At 35.9% G+C, this 19,075-nt stretch carries 22 protein-coding genes; 18 read left to right on the top strand and 4 right to left on the bottom strand.

All coding sequences use genetic code 11. From position 1 onward, the window contains the following. Positions 1–196: 196 nt before the first annotated feature. From DN392_RS24165 to DN392_RS24140, 6 genes are all read left to right on the top strand, one after another. Positions 197–1,231: a CAP domain-containing protein gene (locus tag DN392_RS24165; RefSeq protein ID WP_000735385.1), complete on the top strand. Its 1,035-nt coding sequence runs from the start codon at positions 197–199 to the stop codon at positions 1,229–1,231. A gap of 186 nt (positions 1,232–1,417) precedes the next feature. Further along, the gene (gene ylbD / locus DN392_RS24160; RefSeq protein ID WP_001143336.1) at positions 1,418–1,861 is read left to right on the top strand and encodes a YlbD family protein; all 444 of its coding nucleotides are present in this window, start codon (positions 1,418–1,420) and stop codon (positions 1,859–1,861) included. An 11-nt stretch (positions 1,862–1,872) separates the two neighbouring features. Continuing rightward, a complete protein-coding gene (locus DN392_RS24155) occupies positions 1,873–2,118 on the top strand; it encodes a YlbE-like family protein (RefSeq protein WP_001200991.1) in 246 nt (81 codons plus the stop codon). 82 nt (positions 2,119–2,200) lie between these two features. Further along, positions 2,201–2,773, top strand: coding sequence for a histidine phosphatase family protein (locus DN392_RS24150; RefSeq protein WP_002008391.1), 573 nt, complete (start codon positions 2,201–2,203; stop codon positions 2,771–2,773). A 116-nt stretch (positions 2,774–2,889) separates the two neighbouring features. Continuing rightward, positions 2,890–3,339, top strand: a complete 450-nt coding sequence (locus DN392_RS24145) for a YlbF/YmcA family competence regulator (RefSeq protein ID WP_000634355.1) — start codon at positions 2,890–2,892, stop codon at positions 3,337–3,339. 126 nt (positions 3,340–3,465) lie between these two features. Next, positions 3,466–3,732 (top strand): YlbG family protein, encoded by a 267-nt coding sequence (locus DN392_RS24140; protein WP_002080814.1) that lies wholly within the window; start codon positions 3,466–3,468, stop codon positions 3,730–3,732. A 55-nt stretch (positions 3,733–3,787) separates the two neighbouring features. On the opposite strand, the gene DN392_RS24135 is transcribed toward DN392_RS24140, so the two are convergent. Further along, entirely contained in the window at positions 3,788–4,177 is a 390-nt protein-coding gene (locus DN392_RS24135) for a DUF7147 family protein (RefSeq protein WP_000616012.1), read from the bottom strand. A gap of 530 nt (positions 4,178–4,707) precedes the next feature. Here DN392_RS24135 and rsmD point away from each other — a divergent pair. Further along, complete coding sequence (gene rsmD / locus DN392_RS24130; RefSeq protein ID WP_001266975.1) at positions 4,708–5,274, top strand: 16S rRNA (guanine(966)-N(2))-methyltransferase RsmD; 567 nt, start codon at positions 4,708–4,710, stop codon at positions 5,272–5,274. Beyond that, positions 5,271–5,762, top strand: a complete 492-nt coding sequence (gene coaD / locus DN392_RS24125; RefSeq protein ID WP_000200598.1) for a pantetheine-phosphate adenylyltransferase — start codon at positions 5,271–5,273, stop codon at positions 5,760–5,762. The genes rsmD and coaD overlap by 4 nt, the downstream gene beginning before the upstream one ends. Here coaD and ylbJ read toward each other — a convergent pair. Beyond that, positions 5,754–6,983: a sporulation integral membrane protein YlbJ gene (ylbJ, locus tag DN392_RS24120; protein WP_000273093.1), complete on the bottom strand. Its 1,230-nt coding sequence runs from the start codon at positions 6,981–6,983 to the stop codon at positions 5,754–5,756. The two genes, coaD and ylbJ, sit on opposite strands and share 9 nt — an antisense overlap. A gap of 113 nt (positions 6,984–7,096) precedes the next feature. On the opposite strand from ylbJ, the gene DN392_RS24115 reads away from it, so the two are divergent. Together DN392_RS24115 and DN392_RS24110 are read left to right on the top strand one after the other, a co-directional pair. Continuing rightward, positions 7,097–7,888: a patatin-like phospholipase family protein gene (locus DN392_RS24115; RefSeq protein ID WP_000662602.1), complete on the top strand. Its 792-nt coding sequence runs from the start codon at positions 7,097–7,099 to the stop codon at positions 7,886–7,888. Continuing rightward, the gene (locus DN392_RS24110; RefSeq protein WP_000476310.1) at positions 7,881–8,906 is read left to right on the top strand and encodes a SepM family pheromone-processing serine protease; all 1,026 of its coding nucleotides are present in this window, start codon (positions 7,881–7,883) and stop codon (positions 8,904–8,906) included. Before DN392_RS24115 ends, DN392_RS24110 begins: the two co-directional genes overlap by 8 nt. A 25-nt stretch (positions 8,907–8,931) precedes the next feature. Here DN392_RS24110 and DN392_RS24105 read toward each other — a convergent pair whose 3' ends face one another. Then, positions 8,932–10,173: a nucleotidyltransferase gene (locus DN392_RS24105; RefSeq protein ID WP_164085692.1), complete on the bottom strand. Its 1,242-nt coding sequence runs from the start codon at positions 10,171–10,173 to the stop codon at positions 8,932–8,934. 153 nt (positions 10,174–10,326) lie between these two features. Between DN392_RS24105 and DN392_RS24100 the strand changes: the two genes are divergently transcribed. From DN392_RS24100 to DN392_RS24090, 3 genes are all read left to right on the top strand, one after another. Then, the gene (locus DN392_RS24100) at positions 10,327–10,827 is read left to right on the top strand and encodes a YceD family protein (RefSeq protein WP_000872150.1); all 501 of its coding nucleotides are present in this window, start codon (positions 10,327–10,329) and stop codon (positions 10,825–10,827) included. A 61-nt stretch (positions 10,828–10,888) separates the two neighbouring features. Next, entirely contained in the window at positions 10,889–11,062 is a 174-nt protein-coding gene (gene rpmF / locus DN392_RS24095) for a 50S ribosomal protein L32 (RefSeq protein WP_001984764.1), read from the top strand. Positions 11,063–11,192: 130 nt separating this feature from the next. After that, on the top strand, positions 11,193–11,699 hold the full coding sequence (locus DN392_RS24090; protein WP_000246481.1) for an RsfA family transcriptional regulator: 507 nt from the start codon (positions 11,193–11,195) through the stop codon (positions 11,697–11,699). Positions 11,700–11,733: 34 nt separating this feature from the next. Here DN392_RS24090 and DN392_RS24085 read toward each other — a convergent pair whose 3' ends face one another. After that, positions 11,734–12,207 carry an N-acetyltransferase gene (locus DN392_RS24085; RefSeq protein ID WP_000506704.1) on the bottom strand — a complete coding sequence of 158 codons (474 nt, stop codon included), beginning with the start codon at positions 12,205–12,207 and terminating at the stop codon, positions 11,734–11,736. Between the two features lie 374 nt (positions 12,208–12,581). Between DN392_RS24085 and panE the strand changes: the two genes are divergently transcribed. The 5 genes from panE (at position 12,582) to DN392_RS24060 (ending at position 19,019) form a co-directional block, all read left to right on the top strand. Continuing rightward, positions 12,582–13,472 carry a 2-dehydropantoate 2-reductase gene (panE, locus tag DN392_RS24080; protein ID WP_074651370.1) on the top strand — a complete coding sequence of 297 codons (891 nt, stop codon included), beginning with the start codon at positions 12,582–12,584 and terminating at the stop codon, positions 13,470–13,472. Positions 13,473–13,551: 79 nt separating this feature from the next. Further along, entirely contained in the window at positions 13,552–15,168 is a 1,617-nt protein-coding gene (gene bshC, locus DN392_RS24075; protein WP_000403047.1) for a bacillithiol biosynthesis cysteine-adding enzyme BshC, read from the top strand. Between the two features lie 368 nt (positions 15,169–15,536). Next, positions 15,537–16,469 (top strand): 16S rRNA (cytosine(1402)-N(4))-methyltransferase RsmH, encoded by a 933-nt coding sequence (gene rsmH, locus DN392_RS24070; RefSeq protein ID WP_000472509.1) that lies wholly within the window; start codon positions 15,537–15,539, stop codon positions 16,467–16,469. Positions 16,470–16,484: 15 nt separating this feature from the next. Beyond that, positions 16,485–16,847: a cell division protein FtsL gene (gene ftsL, locus DN392_RS24065; RefSeq protein ID WP_000067079.1), complete on the top strand. Its 363-nt coding sequence runs from the start codon at positions 16,485–16,487 to the stop codon at positions 16,845–16,847. Between the two features lie 21 nt (positions 16,848–16,868). Next, positions 16,869–19,019 carry a penicillin-binding protein gene (locus tag DN392_RS24060; RefSeq protein ID WP_081257501.1) on the top strand — a complete coding sequence of 717 codons (2,151 nt, stop codon included), beginning with the start codon at positions 16,869–16,871 and terminating at the stop codon, positions 19,017–19,019. The last annotated feature ends 56 nt before the right edge of the window (positions 19,020–19,075 follow it).

The raw sequence follows: 19,075 nt of genomic DNA, 5'->3' as shown, positions 1-19,075 counted from the left end.
CTCTTTTCATGTTACATCATTATTTTTATAATAGTACGAATAATAAGAAAGCGCAATTCATATTGAGAGAAAAGGTAGAATCCAGACTTTTTTTGCGAAAATATGATATAGTGAAAAGAGTACGGTACACACAAAAAAGGAAAGAAAAGGATTTGTGTATATCTCAATTTTATGTTTTGTGCAGGAGGTATATCGATTGAAGAAATTATTGCGTATCGTAATGATTACATTTTTAATTTTAGCTGTTGATTTATACGGAAAATTACTCGTTTCACAATATATATTAACCCCATCTCAATCAAAGCAAGAAAATAAAATTGTGAAAAAGAAAAAACAAGTAAATGAAGACTCTTCCGATACTGTTTTAAATATGATTGGTGGGGACTCTGAAAATTTATTAGCAAAATGGGGCGAACCATCTCGAATAGAGCCATCTGCTTACGGATATGAATGGTGGGTATATAATCAAGATTTAACTAAGTATGTGCAATTTGGAGTTGCAGAACGAAAAGTTGTAACGGCGTATGTCGCTGGTGAGCAAGTTAAGGTGCCGCCTTATTATATAAATGAAAAGTATGAAGAAGTGTATAAAAAGAGTCCACTCTCGCATGAGATTTCGTTAAAAAGAGGGAAAAATAGTTATCAATTTGAGTTATCTGACACGGAAGTGATGGAACAACCATTAATACCTGTAGAAGATGGCTGGGCACAATTATATTTTGATCATTTTACACATGAGCTTGTTGGTGTTCGTTATATGGATGATGAAACGTTATTACGCCAAAGACCGTATCAGCTTGTTTATTCGGGTGAATTACTAGCTGAACAACCATTGACTCCAGATAAAATGAAACAAATAGAGAATGGGAATATGCAACAAATTTTTGATTTAACAAATATTATTCGAAGTCGCTATAAGTTACCGCTGCTAGCTTGGGATCAACAAACAGCAGAGGTGGCTATAGGGCATAGTAAAGATATGAAGGATAATAATTACTTTTCACACGATTCACCTACACTAGGTACGTTAGGAGATCGTTTACAGCGCGGGAAAGTAGGGTTTCAACTTGCTGGTGAGAACATAGCGGCGCAGCATAGTGATGGAATTGCGGCGGTGCAAGGTTGGCTAAATAGTGAAGGGCATAGAAAGAATGTATTAAATGAACAATTTACAGGATTAGGTGTTGGGGTATACGATAAGTTTTATACACAAAACTTTATTCGAAAATAAAGTGAAATTTTAAGTTGTGTAGGGGACACCTCACGTTTAAGTACTTCGTATTCACTGAAGTGTAGGTCGGAATCTTACCGTATGCAAATAGCAGGATAAAAAGGTGCATGAATCGTCTAAAAATAGGCGAACCATGTGCCTTTTTTTTCTTACTATATAGTAGATATACATGAAGAGGTGAGGATTATGCCAACAACAAAAGGGCCGTTACATCCATCGGTTCAACAGTTTAAAGAGTTTGTAAACCATCACCCTAAAATGGTTCATGAGGTTAGAAGTGGTCACAAAACTTGGCAACAGTTTTATGAAGAATGGTACTTACTTGGTGAAGAAGATCCGATATGGGCAACTTTTAGGCCTGATGGAGCGCCAGCTTTTTCTTCGGTAAAAGAAAATAAACAAGAAAAAGAAAAAGATAATCGAACTGAAGAGGAAAAAACTGCTGATGTGATGGGACAAATGCTTTCTTTCTTTAAAAAGCTAGATGTGGAACAGATGCAACACCATTTAGCTAATGTGACGAGTGCTATTGGTAGTGTACAACAAGTTTTTCAACAATTTCAAGGGAAGCCCGCGCGGCAAGAAGAAAGTACTTCCGAAAATAATCCATTTTTCTTTCAGAAGGATTAGGGGGAAAGCGGATGAGAGCAGAAATTATGGAGTTTATAAAGGCTGATGAGGATTTATCTCGCTATATTAGGGAGCAACCGTACTGGTATAGAAAACTAACGCGAAACCCTGAAGAAAAAGAGGCATTTGAGTTAGCGGCTATGCAGCATTTCAAAAAAACGATACCAGATAAAGTTGAGAAATTTCAAAACCAATTGGCAGTTGCCTCCATTATGATCGATATGTTTCAGTATATGAAGCAGCAAAATACAACATAATTGGAAGGGAAAACTATGTCCGTCATGCAGAACTTTTGATACAATAGAAGCGGATTATTTAAAAAGGAGTTGCAGCATGAGCATGACGGAAATTTGTTTAGTACGACATGGACAAACTGATTGGAATTTTCAAGAGATTATTCAGGGACGTGAAGATATTCCACTTAATGAAGTGGGAAAGAAGCAAGCAAGTCAAAGTGCAGTTGCTTTGCAAGCGGAAGCATGGGATGTAATTATAAGTAGCCCATTAATTAGAGCGCACGAAACAGCTAAGGAAATTGCAGGGGCTGCAGGATTGCAATCGATTTTATTAGATGAGCGATTTGTTGAACGTAATTTTGGTGAAGCTTCTGGGAAGCCGGTTGCGACTGTTAGGGAGCTAATTGCAGAAGGTAAAGTAGAAGGTATGGAGCAAGATGACGAGATTGTAACTCGTTGCTTTGCTGCTATAAAAGATGTTGCAGAAACTCATTCTGGCAAACGTATTATCATTGTAGCTCATTCACATGCGATAAAAGCAATTTTACATGCAATTGCACCGGAAGATATTTCGTTTAAGACACCATTAAAAAATGCATGTATTAGTTATGTGAAAGAAAATAGTGGGAAATGGGATGTTCTGAAATATAATATTGCGGAACATATTAATGTATAAGTATGTGCTGGGATTATACGGAAAATAGTTAGAGTGATATCTTTCTGTTTAGTGAGACACTTCAATTAGTAGTTCTATTCTAAATGTGGTATGATGAATACTCGGAGGTGTCTCTCATGATTGTAGCGACGCTGGAAAGCGTATTGATATTAGATAAGGCAGAGCAGCTTGCAAAAGCGATTATCTGTTCAGATATAGCAGAAGACTATCGTAAGTGTTATAAAGAATTGCATGAAGATATGGAAGTTCAGACGTTAATTCAGCAATTTACAGCGATGAAAGAACGATATGAAGAAGTGCAACGTTTCGGTAAATACCATCCTGATTATACTTTCGTTTCGACGAAAATGAGGGAGTTAAAGCGTTCTGTAGACTTACATGATAAGGTTGCAGCTTTTAAACGAGTAGAAACAGCTTTGCAAAAGTTGTTAGATGAAGTTAGTGTAGCAATCGGTTCTGAGGTGTCTTCTTCCATCAAAGTTCCAACAGGAAATCCATTTTTTGATGCTGGTGGCTGTGGTGGCGGTTGTGGTACCGGCGGAGGTTGTGGCTGTAAAACGGGGTAAATTACCCCGTTTTTTAGAAGATAGAAGAAAACGTATACAGAGTTTGTCCTGTAATGTCATAAATTTCTGATTGGTTTTCATAAAATATAAAATATATGTTTTTAAAAGGAGAAGATGGAGAAGATTATGTTCGGGCAACGACAAAGTATGATTGTTTATTTACATTCATTGAAACATGCCAAGATTTTAAGGAAATATGGTAACATACATTACATATCAAAACGCTTAAAATACGCAGTAGTATATTGTGATATGGAACAAATTGAGCATATGATGCAAAAGTTGAACAAACTTCCTTTTGTGAAGAAGATAGAACAGTCGTACCGCCCGTATTTAAAAACGGAATTTGAAAATTCACGTCCTGATCGGGCAAAAGAATACGATTATAGTTAATAGAAAAAATCCCCTGCTAATTTTAGTAGGGGATTTTTTTACTTGAAATAACACTTTATTTCATTGGAGGAATGAAATTATTCATTCGTAAAATACCAATTAAATGATTGAAAAACAGTTCTTTTTCTGGGAAAGTTGTGGATGGTTTTACCGTAAAGGTAGTCACTTTTCTTCCTAGTTGTTCTGCCGTTTCTTCAAATAAAATGACGCGTTTACTTTTTTTATTTTCAAGTACAGGAATGCCTTCACGACATATGTATAATGGTTGGAAATCACCAGTAGTAGTTGGTTTTAATATTACAACAAGTGAGCACACTTTTTTTTCATTTTTAATCGTTTCAAATTGTAACATATGTGTTATACGTTCTTGATTTGCTTTGGCAATTTCAAGTAATTCATATAAATCAGAGTAGCCTTCTCCGAGTTCTATAAAGCGTTGAATCATATTTTTTCCTCCTCTTTCTTTTATTTACTGTACCATCTCACTTTTTAAATGAAAAGTAGACAAAGAAAAAAAACCCTGCAAAGCAGGGCCCTTCTTATACTAGCATGTACTAGTAAGAAGGCAAAGGGAGAGGAGAAACCGGAGGAAGAACTTATGGGGAAACGTAAGTCTTCTCCGCGGTTGGCAACAACATCGAAGGTGATGTTGTTATAATTATTTATGTCCAATCTAAATGAAGATATACATCATGAAATTAAATTTTATGTTTGGCTTTTTATTTTTCTTTTTTTTATTTTATGATAGGATAAAAAAGATAAAGTGAAACGAATATACATAATGGGTTCGTGTTAGCGCATAGTGAGATGAATACATAAAAATGCAGAGCGGTTATTTTAAGCCAAAGTTCTCCTATTGTTCGTTGAGAAATGAATGGAAAATTTCATGGAATAGTATAGTTTGGTAGCGGTTACCGAATGGAGAAAGGTTTTCTATAATTGCTCGATAGATTGAAATAAAGGTAGTGACAACAGATGAGAGTAGTTTCAGGAAAATGTAAAGGGCATCCACTAAAAGCGGTGCCAGGTAATACAACACGTCCAACGACAGATAAAGTAAAAGAATCAATCTTTAATATGATAGGTCCTTATTTTGATGGTGGTATCGCTCTTGATTTATTTGGCGGTAGTGGTGGTCTTGGAATCGAGGCTATAAGTAGAGGGATTGATAAAGCAATTTTTGTTGATCGAGATAATAAAGCGATAAAAGTAATCCATCAAAATTTAGAAAGTTGTCGAATACAGGAACAAGCTGAAGTATATCGAAATGATGCAGAACGTGCGGTAAAGGCTCTTATAAAACGTGAAATATCATTCGATCTTATATTAATTGATCCTCCATATAAAGATCAAAAAATTGTATCTTTAATTAGTGTGATGGATCAACATGGATTGCTACATAGAGATGGATTAATTATGTCAGAGCATGGTAATGATGTAGTTTTACCTGATTCTATAGGGAGTCTTGTAAAAGTAAGAGCTGAAAATTATGGGATTACAGCAATATCGATTTATAAGTATGAAGGTGAGGGGACGGAATGACTAGTATAGCTATTTCTTCGGGAAGTTTTGATCCAATTACCCTTGGGCATCTGGATATTATTAAAAGGGGAGCAAAAGTATTTGATGAGGTATACGTAGTAGTTTTAAACAACTCGTCAAAAAAACCGTTCTTTTCAGTTGAAGAGCGCTTAGATTTAATTCGAGAAGCAACAAAGGATATCCCGAATGTAAAAGTAGATTCACATAGTGGACTACTAGTGGAGTATGCGAAAATGCGTAATGCAAACGCGATTTTGCGTGGGTTACGAGCGGTTTCTGATTTTGAATATGAGATGCAAATTACTTCTATGAATCGAAAATTAGATGAAAATATTGAAACCTTTTTTATTATGACAAATAACCAATATTCATTTTTAAGCTCGAGCATTGTAAAAGAAGTTGCGAGATATGGAGGAAGCGTAGTAGATCTTGTACCTCCTGTTGTAGAACGTGCTTTAAAAGAAAAGTTTCAAACCCCGTTAAAGTGAACGGGGTTTTTCTTTGTTGCTACGAAAAAATAATAAGATAACATATACATATAAACAAAATAAAGTAAAGATCGGTCCATAGTGTACAAAAGATGTCCAAATTTCTTGCAGTATAGAAGAATGATTCGATAAAAATACGGGGATATCTTTTTGCATAGGTGAAAAAGAGCTTACTTTTTCATAAAATGGTTTCCAAAATATAAAAGTAAAAATAGGAGCCAGAATACTTTGGATAATTCGTGCGAAAAAATAGGGCTTAAATCGGATGTCTGTTTCAGCTAATATGCTAGCAACTTGTGCCTGAATAGAAAGGCCGCTAAACGCTAAAATAAAGCTTGTTACCATAGCTTGCTGCAGGAGGGGTGTTTCATTTATTTGACTAATCATTTGGCTACCGAGTGTCATTTCAAAAATGCCTGATAAGATTGGAATACTAAATTCTGTAGTTAGTTGGAAGAATGATAAAATATGTTGCATAATAAAAGAAAGTGCTGCTGTAATATGAAATACAGTAATCATTTTATTTAAAACAGAGAATAAAATAATAAATCCACCAATCATAAGTAATGTTTGAATAGAAGAAACGATAGCGTCCCCAAGTAATTTTCCTAATGGTCTTTTTTCTTGCATGCGCGTCTCGTGTAGGACTGAAAAAGGGTTTTGAAAAGGACGTTTTTTAGTAGGATGTTGATCCTTCGTGGAAATATTGTTATTGCCGTAAAAACGCATCAATAACCCGACGGCAAAGTTACTTAAATAATGTGCAGCAGCTAATACGATTCCTAATTTTGGATTATTGAAAAAACCGATAGAAACAGCTCCAAAAATAAAAAGTGGATTAGATGAGTTTGTAAAAGATACGAGGCGTTCTGCTTCGATTTGTGTTAGCTGATTACTTTTACGTAGTCTAGCGCTTAATTTGGCGCCAGCAGGGAATCCAGAAGCCATTCCCATTGCCCAAACAAATCCGCCTATCCCTGGAACGCGAAAAAGTGGTCGCATGAGTGGTTCTAATATAACACCTATAAATTTTACAACACCAATACTAATTAGAAGTTCCGCAATGATGAAAAACGGTAAAAGTGAAGGGAATACAACTTCCCACCATATATTTAACCCTCGAATGGAAGCTTGCAAAGCAGCTTGGGGGTGAAGTACAAGAGAAAAGGTTAAAAACAGTGTTGATATGGTAAGAAAAGCCGTTTTCCATTTTTCATACATGTAAGTAAATCCCCCTTTGTCCCAAAAAACGTTCATTTCAGTATACGTGGATACGTAGTGCATTTAGACCATAAGTATGAAAAAGGAATGAAAAAAATTAAAGGGTGAGAAAAATGAAAGAACCGAAAATTGGTTTAGCTCTTGGATCTGGGGGCGCAAAAGGGTTTGCGCATATTGGTGTTATAAAAGTTTTAAGAGAAAATGGTATACCGATTCATATGATTGCAGGAAGTAGTATGGGGGCTTTAGTAGGTACGTTTTATGCAGCTAGCTCAAACGTTGAAAGGTTGTATAAACTGGCAAATGTTTTTAAGAGGAAATATTATTTAGATTTTACAGTTCCGAAAATGGGATTTATTGCTGGAAAACGTGTCAAAGATATGATTAAAATGTTTACATATAATAAAAATTTAGAAGAGTTAGATATCCCGACGGCTGTTGTGGCTACTGACATCTTGAAGGGGGAAAAAGTAGTTTTTACAAGTGGTCCTGTTGCAGAGGCTGTGAGAGCTAGCATATCTGTACCTGGAGTGTTTGTACCAGAAAAAATAGATGGACGATTATTGGTGGATGGCGGAGTGATTGATCGCATTCCAGTATCGGTTGTGAAAGAGTTAGGTGCCGATATTGTTATTGCTGTTGATGTATCGCCGATTAAAGTGAATGGAGAGGTTACGTCTATTTATGATGTAATTATGCAGAGTATTGAAATTATGCAACATGAGCTGGTGATGAATCGACAAATTGCATCGGATTTAATGATGCGACCAGCTGTAGAACAATTTAGTTCACGTGCTTTTACAAACATTGAAGACATTATTCGAGTTGGAGAAGTAGAGGCGGAAAAACATGTTGCAAATATTTATTTATTAATTGAGCAGTGGAAGGAGAAACATAATGTTTAAGCGTTTTCGGTTTATATATGCAATTTTAATAGGGGTTATATTGGCGATGTTACTTGTTTACGTACGTTTACCGTATTATGTAACAAAACCAGGAATGGCGGCCAAATTAGAGCCTTACGTTCAAGTTGAGGGTGGAACGAAAGAATCCGGTGATTTTATGCTTGTTACGGTTTCAATGGGACCAGCAAATGTGGTGAATTTAATAGCGGCACAGTTTAATAAATATACACATATTTCGAAAGCGGAAGAAATATTGCAAAAAGGTGAGAGTGATGAAGAATATCAATTCCGCCAAAATTATGCGATGAAAGATTCGCAAAATGCAGCAATCTATAATGCGTATAAACGTGCAAACCGTACTGTTTCTTTTGAAAATAAAGGTGTATTGGTTGCAGGAGTAGCGAAAGGGATGCCGTCAGAAGGAAAGCTTAAGCTTGGAGATGTCATCATAGCTGTCGACGGAAAAACATTTGAAAAGACGGAGCAATTTATTGAATATATGACAGGGAAAAAAGAAGGGGAAGCAGTAAATATTGAGTACAAGAGAAATGGAAAACAGTTAAAAGAAAATTTAAATGTAAAGGCCATTCCGAATGGAAATGGGCGTGTTGGTATAGGGGTTTCTATCGTTACTGAAAGAGAATTAGTGGTAGATCCGAAAGTGAAAATTGATTCTCATGAAATAGGCGGACCATCGGCAGGCCTAATGTTTACATTAGAAATATATAATCAACTTGTGGAAGATGATTTAACAAGAGGGCATGAAATAGCTGGAACAGGGACGATAAATGAAAAGGGAGAAATTGGCCCGATTGGTGGTATTCAGCAAAAAGTGGTTGCTGCAAGTGATGCTGGTGCTGAAGTGTTCTTTGCGCCAAATGAAAAAGGTGCGGAGAAATCGAATTATAAAGATGCGCTTGAGGCTGCGAAAGATATTAAAACAAAAATGAAAGTTGTACCAGTTGATACGCTGGATGATGCATTGCTGTATTTGGAAAAAATGGGCGAGAAAAAATAAACCTCTCTGAAAAAGAGAGGTTTATTTATAGAAATTTTGCAGTTGTTTCATCATAACGAATTGGATGGTGTGTTGCATCTTGTTTTAGTAGTTGTGTTCGTAATGGTTCTTGCATGATGGAGAAATATACAGAATTGGCTTTTCGCTCTATATGTAAAGTAGGATGGTCAAATGTTTTTGTATGGGTAAGGATGGGAAGTTCTATTTTTTTCTTGTTTTTTGAAAGGTAAGTTTGTCCTTTTTGTGACATGCCTAGTAGACGAATGTACGGTGCATGCTGCTCTATATTTGCGCTATGTATTTCTTCTTTTGTTGTATTTGTTAAAATGTGTGTACAAGCTCTTTGTAATCTAGTCCATGTATAACGCTTCGTTTTTAATGCTTCCATGAATGAATGGAAGGAGGAACTGTTTTGTATTTTTGATAAAATACGATGCTCTAAACCTTCTTCTATTTCATATATATGTCGTAAGTCTTCTGGAGACATCGTCATGAGTTTGTATTTAAAAAATGAAAAGTATTGTTCCCAATTATGTAATATCCCGTAGTTTTGTTTGTAACTTGCTAAAAGAGAAGCAGTCGCTTTTGGGATAAAAGGCTCAATTTCTGTAAAAGAACTATTTTCGCTAAAAAGTTGTTTACGAATACTAGTTGCGCTTGCAATATGTTGGTCGCTAAATGTTTCATCATGATAATGAGATGCGAATCTTTTTATCGTTTGTGCTTGCATAGAACTATTTTGTAAGAAAATTGATTTCATGTATTGGAATCCTAATATGTTATTCGGTTGTGACATGTCTATGTTTTTTTCGGATGGTAAAATGTGTAGGAAGGCTTCAGATGTAGCTTTTGCGTAACTGTTACCTGCATTCATAAATTGCTTTACAAGATGATTAAAAGTATCTTCTTCATTTTTTTGCACAGAGATGGTGTTATGAAAATTTTCAATCTGCCCATCTTCACTACCGAAACAAATTTCAGAAACACGCAGGGCGTTTAAAATAGAAATAGCGCCATTTGCAAAGGTTTCAGCCTTTTGTGTTGAGAAGGCGTATGGAAGCTCTACAACAAGGTCTACACCGCATGATAAGGCCATTTTGGTACGATACCATTTGGATATGAGTGCTGGCTCACCACGCTGTAAAAAAGGGCCACTCATAACAGCGATTGTAATATCGGCGTGTGTTAACTTTTTTGTTTGTTGCACATGATAATCATGACCGTTATGAAAAGGGTTATATTCAACAACAATGCCACTGGCTTTTATGGTAATCTCTCCTTTCGATGTAGCATCTTTTTCAAAAACGTGATACTCTATATATTATTTACTATGATGACTTCATTATAGTGTAAAGAAAAAACATTGACAAATATAAAATGGCTAGCTATAATTTTGTTTGTTGCCTTGAGGTGATATGATATGAAATGGTCCATCCATCAATTGAATAAATTGAGAAATAAAGGATTGACATTGGATGAGATGGTAGATGTAAGTGAGCTGCAAGAGGTCGAGAAAGATATTCGTGAAATTAATCCTGCTCATGTAACAGGAAGAGTTGATTTTGGCTCCGGTAAGTTTACGTTCCATCTACATATAACTGGAAGCATGGTTTTACCATGTTCTCGCTCTTTAGTAGATGTGACATTACCATTTGACATTAAAACAACTGAGGTGTTCCAAACTTCACAAGAAGAATTTGAAACTGAAGCTGAAATTCATTGTTTAGAAGGAGAAGTACTTGACTTACTGCCCGTAATCAAGGAAAATATACTTTTGGAGATTCCAATGCAAATTTTCAGTGATGATGTTTCTGGTGGAGCACCGATGCAAGGTCAAGACTGGCAAGTGATTTCGGAAGAAAACAAAGAAAAGACTGTTGATCCACGATTAGCAGGACTTGCAAAGTTTTTTGACAAATAATCGGAAGACTGGTTTAGGCCTTCATATGAAAATAACTATTTCTTTTAAGGAGGTGGGAAGAATGGCTGTACCTTTTAGAAGAACTTCTAAAACAGTAAAAAGAAAGCGTCGTACGCATTTCAAATTATCAGTACCTGGTATGGTAGAGTGCCCAAGCTGTGGTGAAGCGAAATTAGCTCACCGTGTATGTAAAGCATGCGGTACTTACAAAGGTAAAGAAGTAATCAGCAAGTAATTGCGGGAAAATAAACGTAGAAGATATCTTCTGCGTTTATTTTTTTTTGTCTTATTCTTTATTTGTTGTATTCTATCTTTTCTAGTAACTGCATATGCTTAATAAAAAATGCATAGGGAGGACTAGAGAGATGGCGACAACAAGACAAGATGCTTGGACTGATGATGAAGATTTGCTTCTGGCAGAAGTAGTACTCCGGCATATTCGAGAAGGTGGAACGCAATTATCTGCCTTTAAAGAAGTGGGAAGACATTTATCTCGTACACCAGCAGCATGTGGCTTTAGATGGAATTCTTACGTTAGAAAGCAATACAAAGAACGTATTGAAGAAGCGAAGCAACTACGTAAAGTAGAAAATTATGAAGTAAAAGAGACAAAGGTAGTAGAGCCTACGTCAATTACATTGAATGATGTTATTGATTTCTTGCAAAATTATAAAGATGAAAACTCTTTAATGGTGTTGCAACAGCAAATTGAATCGTTACAAACAGAGAGAGAGAGTCTTTTGGAGCGATTATCAGTATATGAGGAAGAGTATAGAACATTGCTTGATTATATCGATCAAAAAAGAAGTGTAATGGTAGCGGAAAGAAATAGCGCTCGTTCGAATGGGAAATTAGAAAAGTTAAAGAAATAAAAAAACAGCTGCTATGTAGCTGTTTTTTTATTTCTTATGCAGACTCTTCGTTTGTAACCGTATTCAAATTTGTTTCTGGGTTCCAAACATAAAAATCACCATCAGGTACTGATACAGGCTGGAAATTTAATTTATCCCAAAAACCAGCTGAATGGATACGTGCGATCGTTTTAATTGGGAACTGTAGCCCCTTCGCATAATTTACAAGCATTTCTCCGAATCCTTGTTTTTGGAAAGTCGGTAACACTTCAAGTTTATAGAGTTCTAGGTAAGTACCTGTAATTTCGAATGGTTCTCCGCCGTTCCTTTTCATATATAGACTCATGCGTGCAATTAGTGATCCGCCATAATAAATACCGTAAAATGGAGATTCACTATCGTTTTCAATAATGTTTGCCTGTAATTCTTCTAACATGGATAGTTCTTGAGCTCCGCAACCTTTAAATTTTTTAAATTCGTCTAATGTTTTATAATTGATGAGCAAGCGCTCAACTTTTGGGAATCCCATAACATCACATCCTTTTCTTGTCTCGTTGAATGCAGAAAAGTAAAAATATTTATAAAAATATTATAACTCATTTTTTTATTTTTATGAAGAAGATAGTATATTTCTTTTATTATTTTTTTGAGGATTTGCTAAACTAAGAGTAGAAGCATATTAATAGGTAGTATATACATATTGAAAGTAGAGGTTGCATTTGTTTGTTAAAGAGCAATGAAATTGTAAACTATGTTCATGGAATTGAGAAAGGTAAAGTGAAACTGTAATCGGTGGGATTTGTTCACCTTTAGTTAATTATGATTCCGCACCAATCAGGCGTTTGCGGGATAAAAAGGGGGAGGGAAAGGGACTTGTGTAACGTATTTATATGAGTTCCTTGTGTGAAAATGAAAATCGGAGTTGTGGGACCAGGAGCTATCGGTCTGTTATATGCATTTTATTTACAAAAAAGTAATCAAGATGTTACGTTGTTTACAAGGACAGCTAAACAGGCTGAGGAATTGAATAGAACGGGTGTAACTTGTATGAGGGAGGAAAAACGTGAAACCGTATTCCCACCTGTTTTACCAATAGAAAGTATGCTAGACCAGAAGCTAGACTATATATTTATTGCTGTTAAGCAATATCATATAACTGACATACTACCTTTTGTGCGAGGGGAATCCTCATTAATCTTTTTGCAAAACGGAATGTCGCACCTTCATGCTATGCAGCAAATAAGGAATAAAAATATTGCGGTTGGGATTGTAGAGCATGGTGCAAAAAAAGAAGAAAGACATATCGTTTATCATACGGGAATAGGTGTAACGAAGTTTGGAATCGTGCACGGCCAGTCTATACATTTTGAAAAAATATTTAATTGCTTTCCATTTCCTCATTTTCCGATTCAAATAGAAGATGATTGGAAGGATGTCATGCACAAAAAATTAGTAGTTAATGTATGTATCAATCCATTGACAGCATTATTACAAGTCCAGAACGGAGAGTTGATTACGAACCCGTTTTTTTATCGATTGATGGAGCAAGTTTTTCAGGAAGTCGTTTTTCTTGTTAAAGAAGAAAAAGAAATGGTATGGAAAATGGTACATCGCGTATGTGAAAGAACGTCTCGTAATACATCATCTATGCTGGCAGATGTAAGGGCAAATAGACAAACGGAAATCGGTGCGATTGTTGGATATGTATTAGAAGAAGCTAAGAAACAGCAACGATCTGTTCCGACACTGCAATTTTTGTTCGATGCAATAAAAGGATTAGAAGTAAAAGAATAAGTGTAATTCTTTGCTTTTACGTGCAACATTGACTACAATGTGGATTGGTGAGAGAACAGGATACGAAAGGAAGAATTATATGGAGATAAAAGAAATCTCTGTTCCGCAACAAGGTGTTGTAGCGGACTATATGAACGGTAAAAAAGAGATACAGTCGTGTTTTGACTATATGTTAACAGAAGATGCTTTTAAACAGCGTGTACATGATTTGTGTGAGAGGGAGTTTTTCCGCCAAGACTTAGTAGCGCATTTATTAGAATATAATACAAAATTACAAGCGGGAGAAGCTACGATTCAAAATGTAAAAGCGCTTGGAGATGAAAATACATATGTTGTTATAGCTGGACAACAAGCTGGGTTATTAACTGGACCACTTTATACAATTCATAAAATTATTTCAGTTTTACAGCTTGCGAGGGAAAAGGAAGAAAGTTTAGGTGTTAAAGTCGTTCCTGTTTTCTGGATTGCTGGTGAAGACCATGATATGGATGAAATTAATCATACTTTTGTAACGAAGAATAAAAAAATAAAAAAGACTATTTTTCATGACCGTAATCCGAAAGTGGCGAGTGCTTCAGAGTCCGAGCTTTCTTTGGAAGACTGTAGAAAGTGGATTGAAGAAATTTTCAAAACATACCCTGAAACGAATTTTACAAAGGATGTACTGCAATTTATTGATGATTCTTTGGGGAAATCGAATACGTATGTAGATTTCTTTGCCCATCTTATTATGAAAATGTTCGTTAATTCTGGTTTAATTCTTGTTGATTCGCATCATCCTGAATTAAGAAAATTAGAAGTGCCGTTTTTCAAGCGAATTATAGGTAAGTATAAAGAAGTGCAAGAGGGGCTTCATAACCAACAGGAAGTAATTAAAGAATTAGGATATAAACCAATTATTGAAACAAAGTATAATGCAGTACATATATTCATGGAAATTGATAATGAGCGAGTATTACTTGAAGACGATCAAGGGAAGTTTGTAGGGAAGGATGGAGCGTATTCCTTTTCATATGAGGAATTGATGGAAGAGATGGAAAGAAGTCCGGAACGCTTTAGTAATAATGTTGTAACGCGCCCTCTTATGCAAGAGTATCTATTTCCTACGCTTGCGTTTATTGGAGGACCAGGGGAATTAGCTTACTGGAGTGAATTGCAACAAGTTTTCCATACGATTGGTTTCCAAATGCCGCCTGTCGTTCCGCGTATTACAATCACTTATGTAGAGAGGGATATAGCGACAGATTTATACGATTTGCAATTGCAAGACAGTGATCCGTTTTTAAATAACGTAGATAAGTTGCGTGAAAACTGGTTATCTAATCAAATAGAGGAACCGATAGATGATCGATTTGTAGAGGCGAAAAAAGAAATAATTGATATCCATACGTCATTACAACAGTTTGTGAAGAAAATAGATCCTGGATTAAGTGCGTTTGCAGGGAAAAATGAATTCAAAATTAATGAACAAATTGAACTGTTGGAAAGAATGTTGAAAAGAAATGTTGAGAAAAAACATGAAGTACAGCTAAATAAATTCCGTCGCATACAATTTGCACTTCGTCCATTAGGGGCGCCGCAAGAGCGTGTGTGGAATGTATGTTACTATTTAAATCAGTTCGGTTTGGATTTCGTTGATCGTGTAATGGAAAAACCGTTTTCTTGGGACGGAAAACATCATGTTATAAAACTATAGAATCTTGCTCTTAGGAGCAGGATTTTATTTTTGTCCTGTTGAATTTACTGTGAAGTGAAATTTTTCTGAATTATTAATTTTAAAAAAGTGAATATCGTAATTATGCAGGATACTTAAATATATGACAAAATAGCACAAAATGTAAACGTATTATCATCTTTTTCGACAGTTTTTTATTTAAATTCCCGCAAAAAATGATAAAATTTAGTATATAATAAAAGAAAATAGCGATTTGTATAGTATGCTGCCTTTGTAGGCAAGTTAAATGAGTCGTTCTTTCATAGTATTTCGTTCTCTAATCGTGAAATATGCGTTTGGGGGAGGAGATGCATTCAACATAATTAATTGGAAAAAGAGTAGGTGCAACAATGTTTAAACATGTAACAGTGCTTTTGAAGGAAACAGTAGACGGCTTAGATATAAAGCCAGATGGTACATATGTAGATTGTACACTGGGGGGAGGAGGACATAGTTCTTATTTATTATCCCAATTAACTGAAGGTGGAAGATTAATCGCGTTTGATCAAGATGAGATAGCGATTCAAAATGCGAAAGAAAAATTCTCTTCATACGGTGAGCAGTTCATAACAGTAAAGAGTAATTTCCGTTATTTATCTGAAAAACTACAGGAATTAGGTATAACAGAAGTAGACGGTATTTTATTTGATTTAGGTGTTTCATCCCCACAATTAGATACACCAGAGCGTGGCTTTAGTTATCATCATGATGCACCGTTAGATATGCGGATGGATCAAGATGCCCCATTAACAGCATATGATGTTGTAAATAGCTGGTCATATGAACAACTTGTAAGAATTTTCTTCCAGTATGGTGAAGAGAAATTTTCAAAACAAATAGTAAGGAAAATTGAGGCGTATCGTGAGAATAAAGCTATTGAAACGACAGGAGAATTAGTAGAACTAATTAAAGAGGGTATTCCAGCTCCTGCTCGTAGAACGGGTGGACATCCTGCGAAGCGAGTGTTCCAAGCAATCCGTATTGCTGTAAATGATGAATTGAAAGTATTTGAAGAAGCGTTGGAATCTGCAATTGACATGGTCAAGCCAGGTGGAAGAGTTAGTGTTATAACATTCCATTCTTTAGAAGACCGTATTTGTAAAACGACGTTTAAGCGAAATAGTACAACGCCACAATTGCCACCAGGATTACCGATTATTCCTGATGAATTTAAGCCGAAATTAAAACTTATTACAAGAAAACCGATTTTACCTTCTGATATAGAGTTAGAAGAAAATAATCGAGCGCGTTCTGCGAAATTGAGAATCGCTGAAAAACGATAAAAAGGGGAGAGAGGTATGAGTAACTTAGCTGTAAAGTACAAACAACAAGCGCAAGAAGAGATACAGATTCAAACGCCCCCACAGCAGATGGTTCAGCCAAAAGCTAAAGCGAAGATTACAAGAATCGAAAAACTGTTGTATGTAGCATTTATTGGCTTTTTATTGTATGCCTGTGTAGCGTTTATTGGAAATAAAGCAGGCCTTTATCAAGTCAATGTAGAAGCAGCGACGATAGAACAAAAAATTGTACAGCAGCAAAAAGAAAATCAAGAGTTACAGGCTGAAGTAGAGAAGTTAAGTCGCTATGAACGAATCGCTGAAGTTGCAAAAAAACACGGGCTAGAAATTAATGCGAATAATGTGAAGGGCCTCAAATAAGGCAATAGGTGTGAAGGGAAAATGAAAAGAAATATGACTAAATTTCATACCAATAAGGGAGCAGGGTATTTTATGATTTTATTCCTCCTGCTCTTTTTGCTATTGTTAGCCCGATTTTTTTACATACAAGCAACAGGAACTGTTCATAATCAAGATTTGGATAAACTTGCTCAGCAAAAACATAGTAAAAAAGGAGTTCTAGAAGCAAATCGCGGGACGATTTATGATCAAAACGGTCATGTACTAGCGCAAGATGCAAACTCTTATAAACTTGTAGCGGAATTAAAAGGTGCGAATCATGTTGAAAATAAAGAGGATACTGCAAAGAAAATTGCGGGAGTACTCGGAAAAGATGAAGAGAAGATTTTAGCCACGTTAAATAAAAAAGATAAAAGTCAAGTCGAATTTGGAACACTAGGTAAAGATTTGACGAAAGAACAGAAGGAACAAATAGAAGCATTGAAATTGCCAGGCATATCTTTTATTACTGAAAATGCAAGAGTGTATCCGAACGGTGATTTTGCATCTTACGTTATAGGTCATGCTAAACCGAATGAAGAGGGGACTTCGGTAGGGCAATTTGGTTTAGAAAAAAGTTTAGATAAATATTTAAGTGCTTCTAACGGCAAAGTAGCTTATACAGGCGATCGTAAAGGAGTGTCTCTTGACGGTGGAAAAGTGAACGTAGAGGCACCTAAAAACGGAGATAACGCGTATTTAACGATAGATCAACGTATTCAAAGTTATTTAGAAGATGCGATGAAAGCTGCAAGTAAGCATTACGACCCAGAAAGTTTAATAGGGATTGTTGCGGATCCAAAAACAGGGAAAATATTAGCGATGTCTAGTAAACCTAGTTATGATCCAAATGATCGTCAAATTAAATATTTCTTCAATGATGCAATTGCAAATGCATTTGAACCTGGATCAACAATGAAAATTTTCACGTTAGCAGCAGCTATTAATGAAGGTGTGTATAAAGGACAAGATTATTATCAGTCTGGTACATATCAAGTCGGGAACCGAAAAATAAAAGATCATAACGGTGGCGCTGGATGGGGATCTATCACATTTGATGAAGGGGTAGAGCGTTCTTCCAACGTAGCGTTTGCAATTTTAGGGGATCAAAAACTTGGCCCCGAACGTTTCCGAAAGTATATTCATAGTTTTGGATTAGATGAAAAAACGAACATTGATTTACCTGGTGAAGGTTCAAATGCAATTGTATTTGAGCAACAAATACAGCAAGTAACAACAGCTTTTGGACAAGGTTCTACTGTAACGCCAATTCAGCTTGTGCAAGCTGCAACTGCTATTGCAAATGATGGAAAAATGATGAAGCCTTATACAATTGATAAAATTGTAGATCCAATAACAGCCGAAGTAAAATTAGAACATAAGCCAGAGGAAGTGGGAAAACCTGTTACGAAAGAAACAGCAGCGCAAGTAAGACAGTTATTAGAACGTGTTGTTACATCGCCGAAAGGAACAGGAACTGCTTATAAAGTTGATGGGTATTCAGTTGGTGGTAAAACAGGGACAGCGCAAATTCCGGATGGAAAAGGTGGCTATATGACGGGAAGAGAGAATTATATATTCTCATTCTTAGGGATGGCACCTATGGACGATCCACAACTTGTTGTGTATGTAGCTGTAAAACAGCCGAAATTGAAAGATGATGAGAATGGCGCACAGCCTTTAGCTGATATTTTTAAATATGTAACTAAAAATAGTTTAGAGTATTTAAAGATTAAGCCAAATGAAATAAAAGACCCGAAAAAATATGTGAAAGAACAACAAACTGTCGTTCCGGATGTAACAGGGAAAACGATGGAAGAAGCGAAAAAAGCAATTGATAAAGCAAAACTTCGTCCAATCGTATTAGGTGAAGGGAAAGTGCAGCAGCAAGTGCCAAAAGCAACTGAGCAAACATTAAAAGGTGACCGAGTCTTCTTAGTAGGAGATAAACCTACAATGCCAAATATACAAGGCTGGGCACTGCGTGATGTTATGAATTTAGCGAAAACATTAAAGCTTAACCTAAAACCTACTGGTACCGGATATGTAACTGAACAAAGTGTGGCAGAAGGAACATTGTTACAACCTGGTACAGAGTTAGGTGTAACACTTGTACCGCCACTTGAACCACAACAAGAAGCAGAAAAACAGTAATGGTAAAAGAGAAGAAGTTCTAATTAAATAAGTACAAGCATATATTGGAACAAGCT

Source organism: Bacillus sp. BB51/4, assembly GCF_008368845.1.
In the GTDB taxonomy this organism is placed as follows: Bacteria; Bacillota; Bacilli; order Bacillales; family Bacillaceae_G; genus Bacillus_A; species Bacillus_A wiedmannii.
This window is presented reverse-complemented; position numbering and strand designations above follow the sequence as displayed.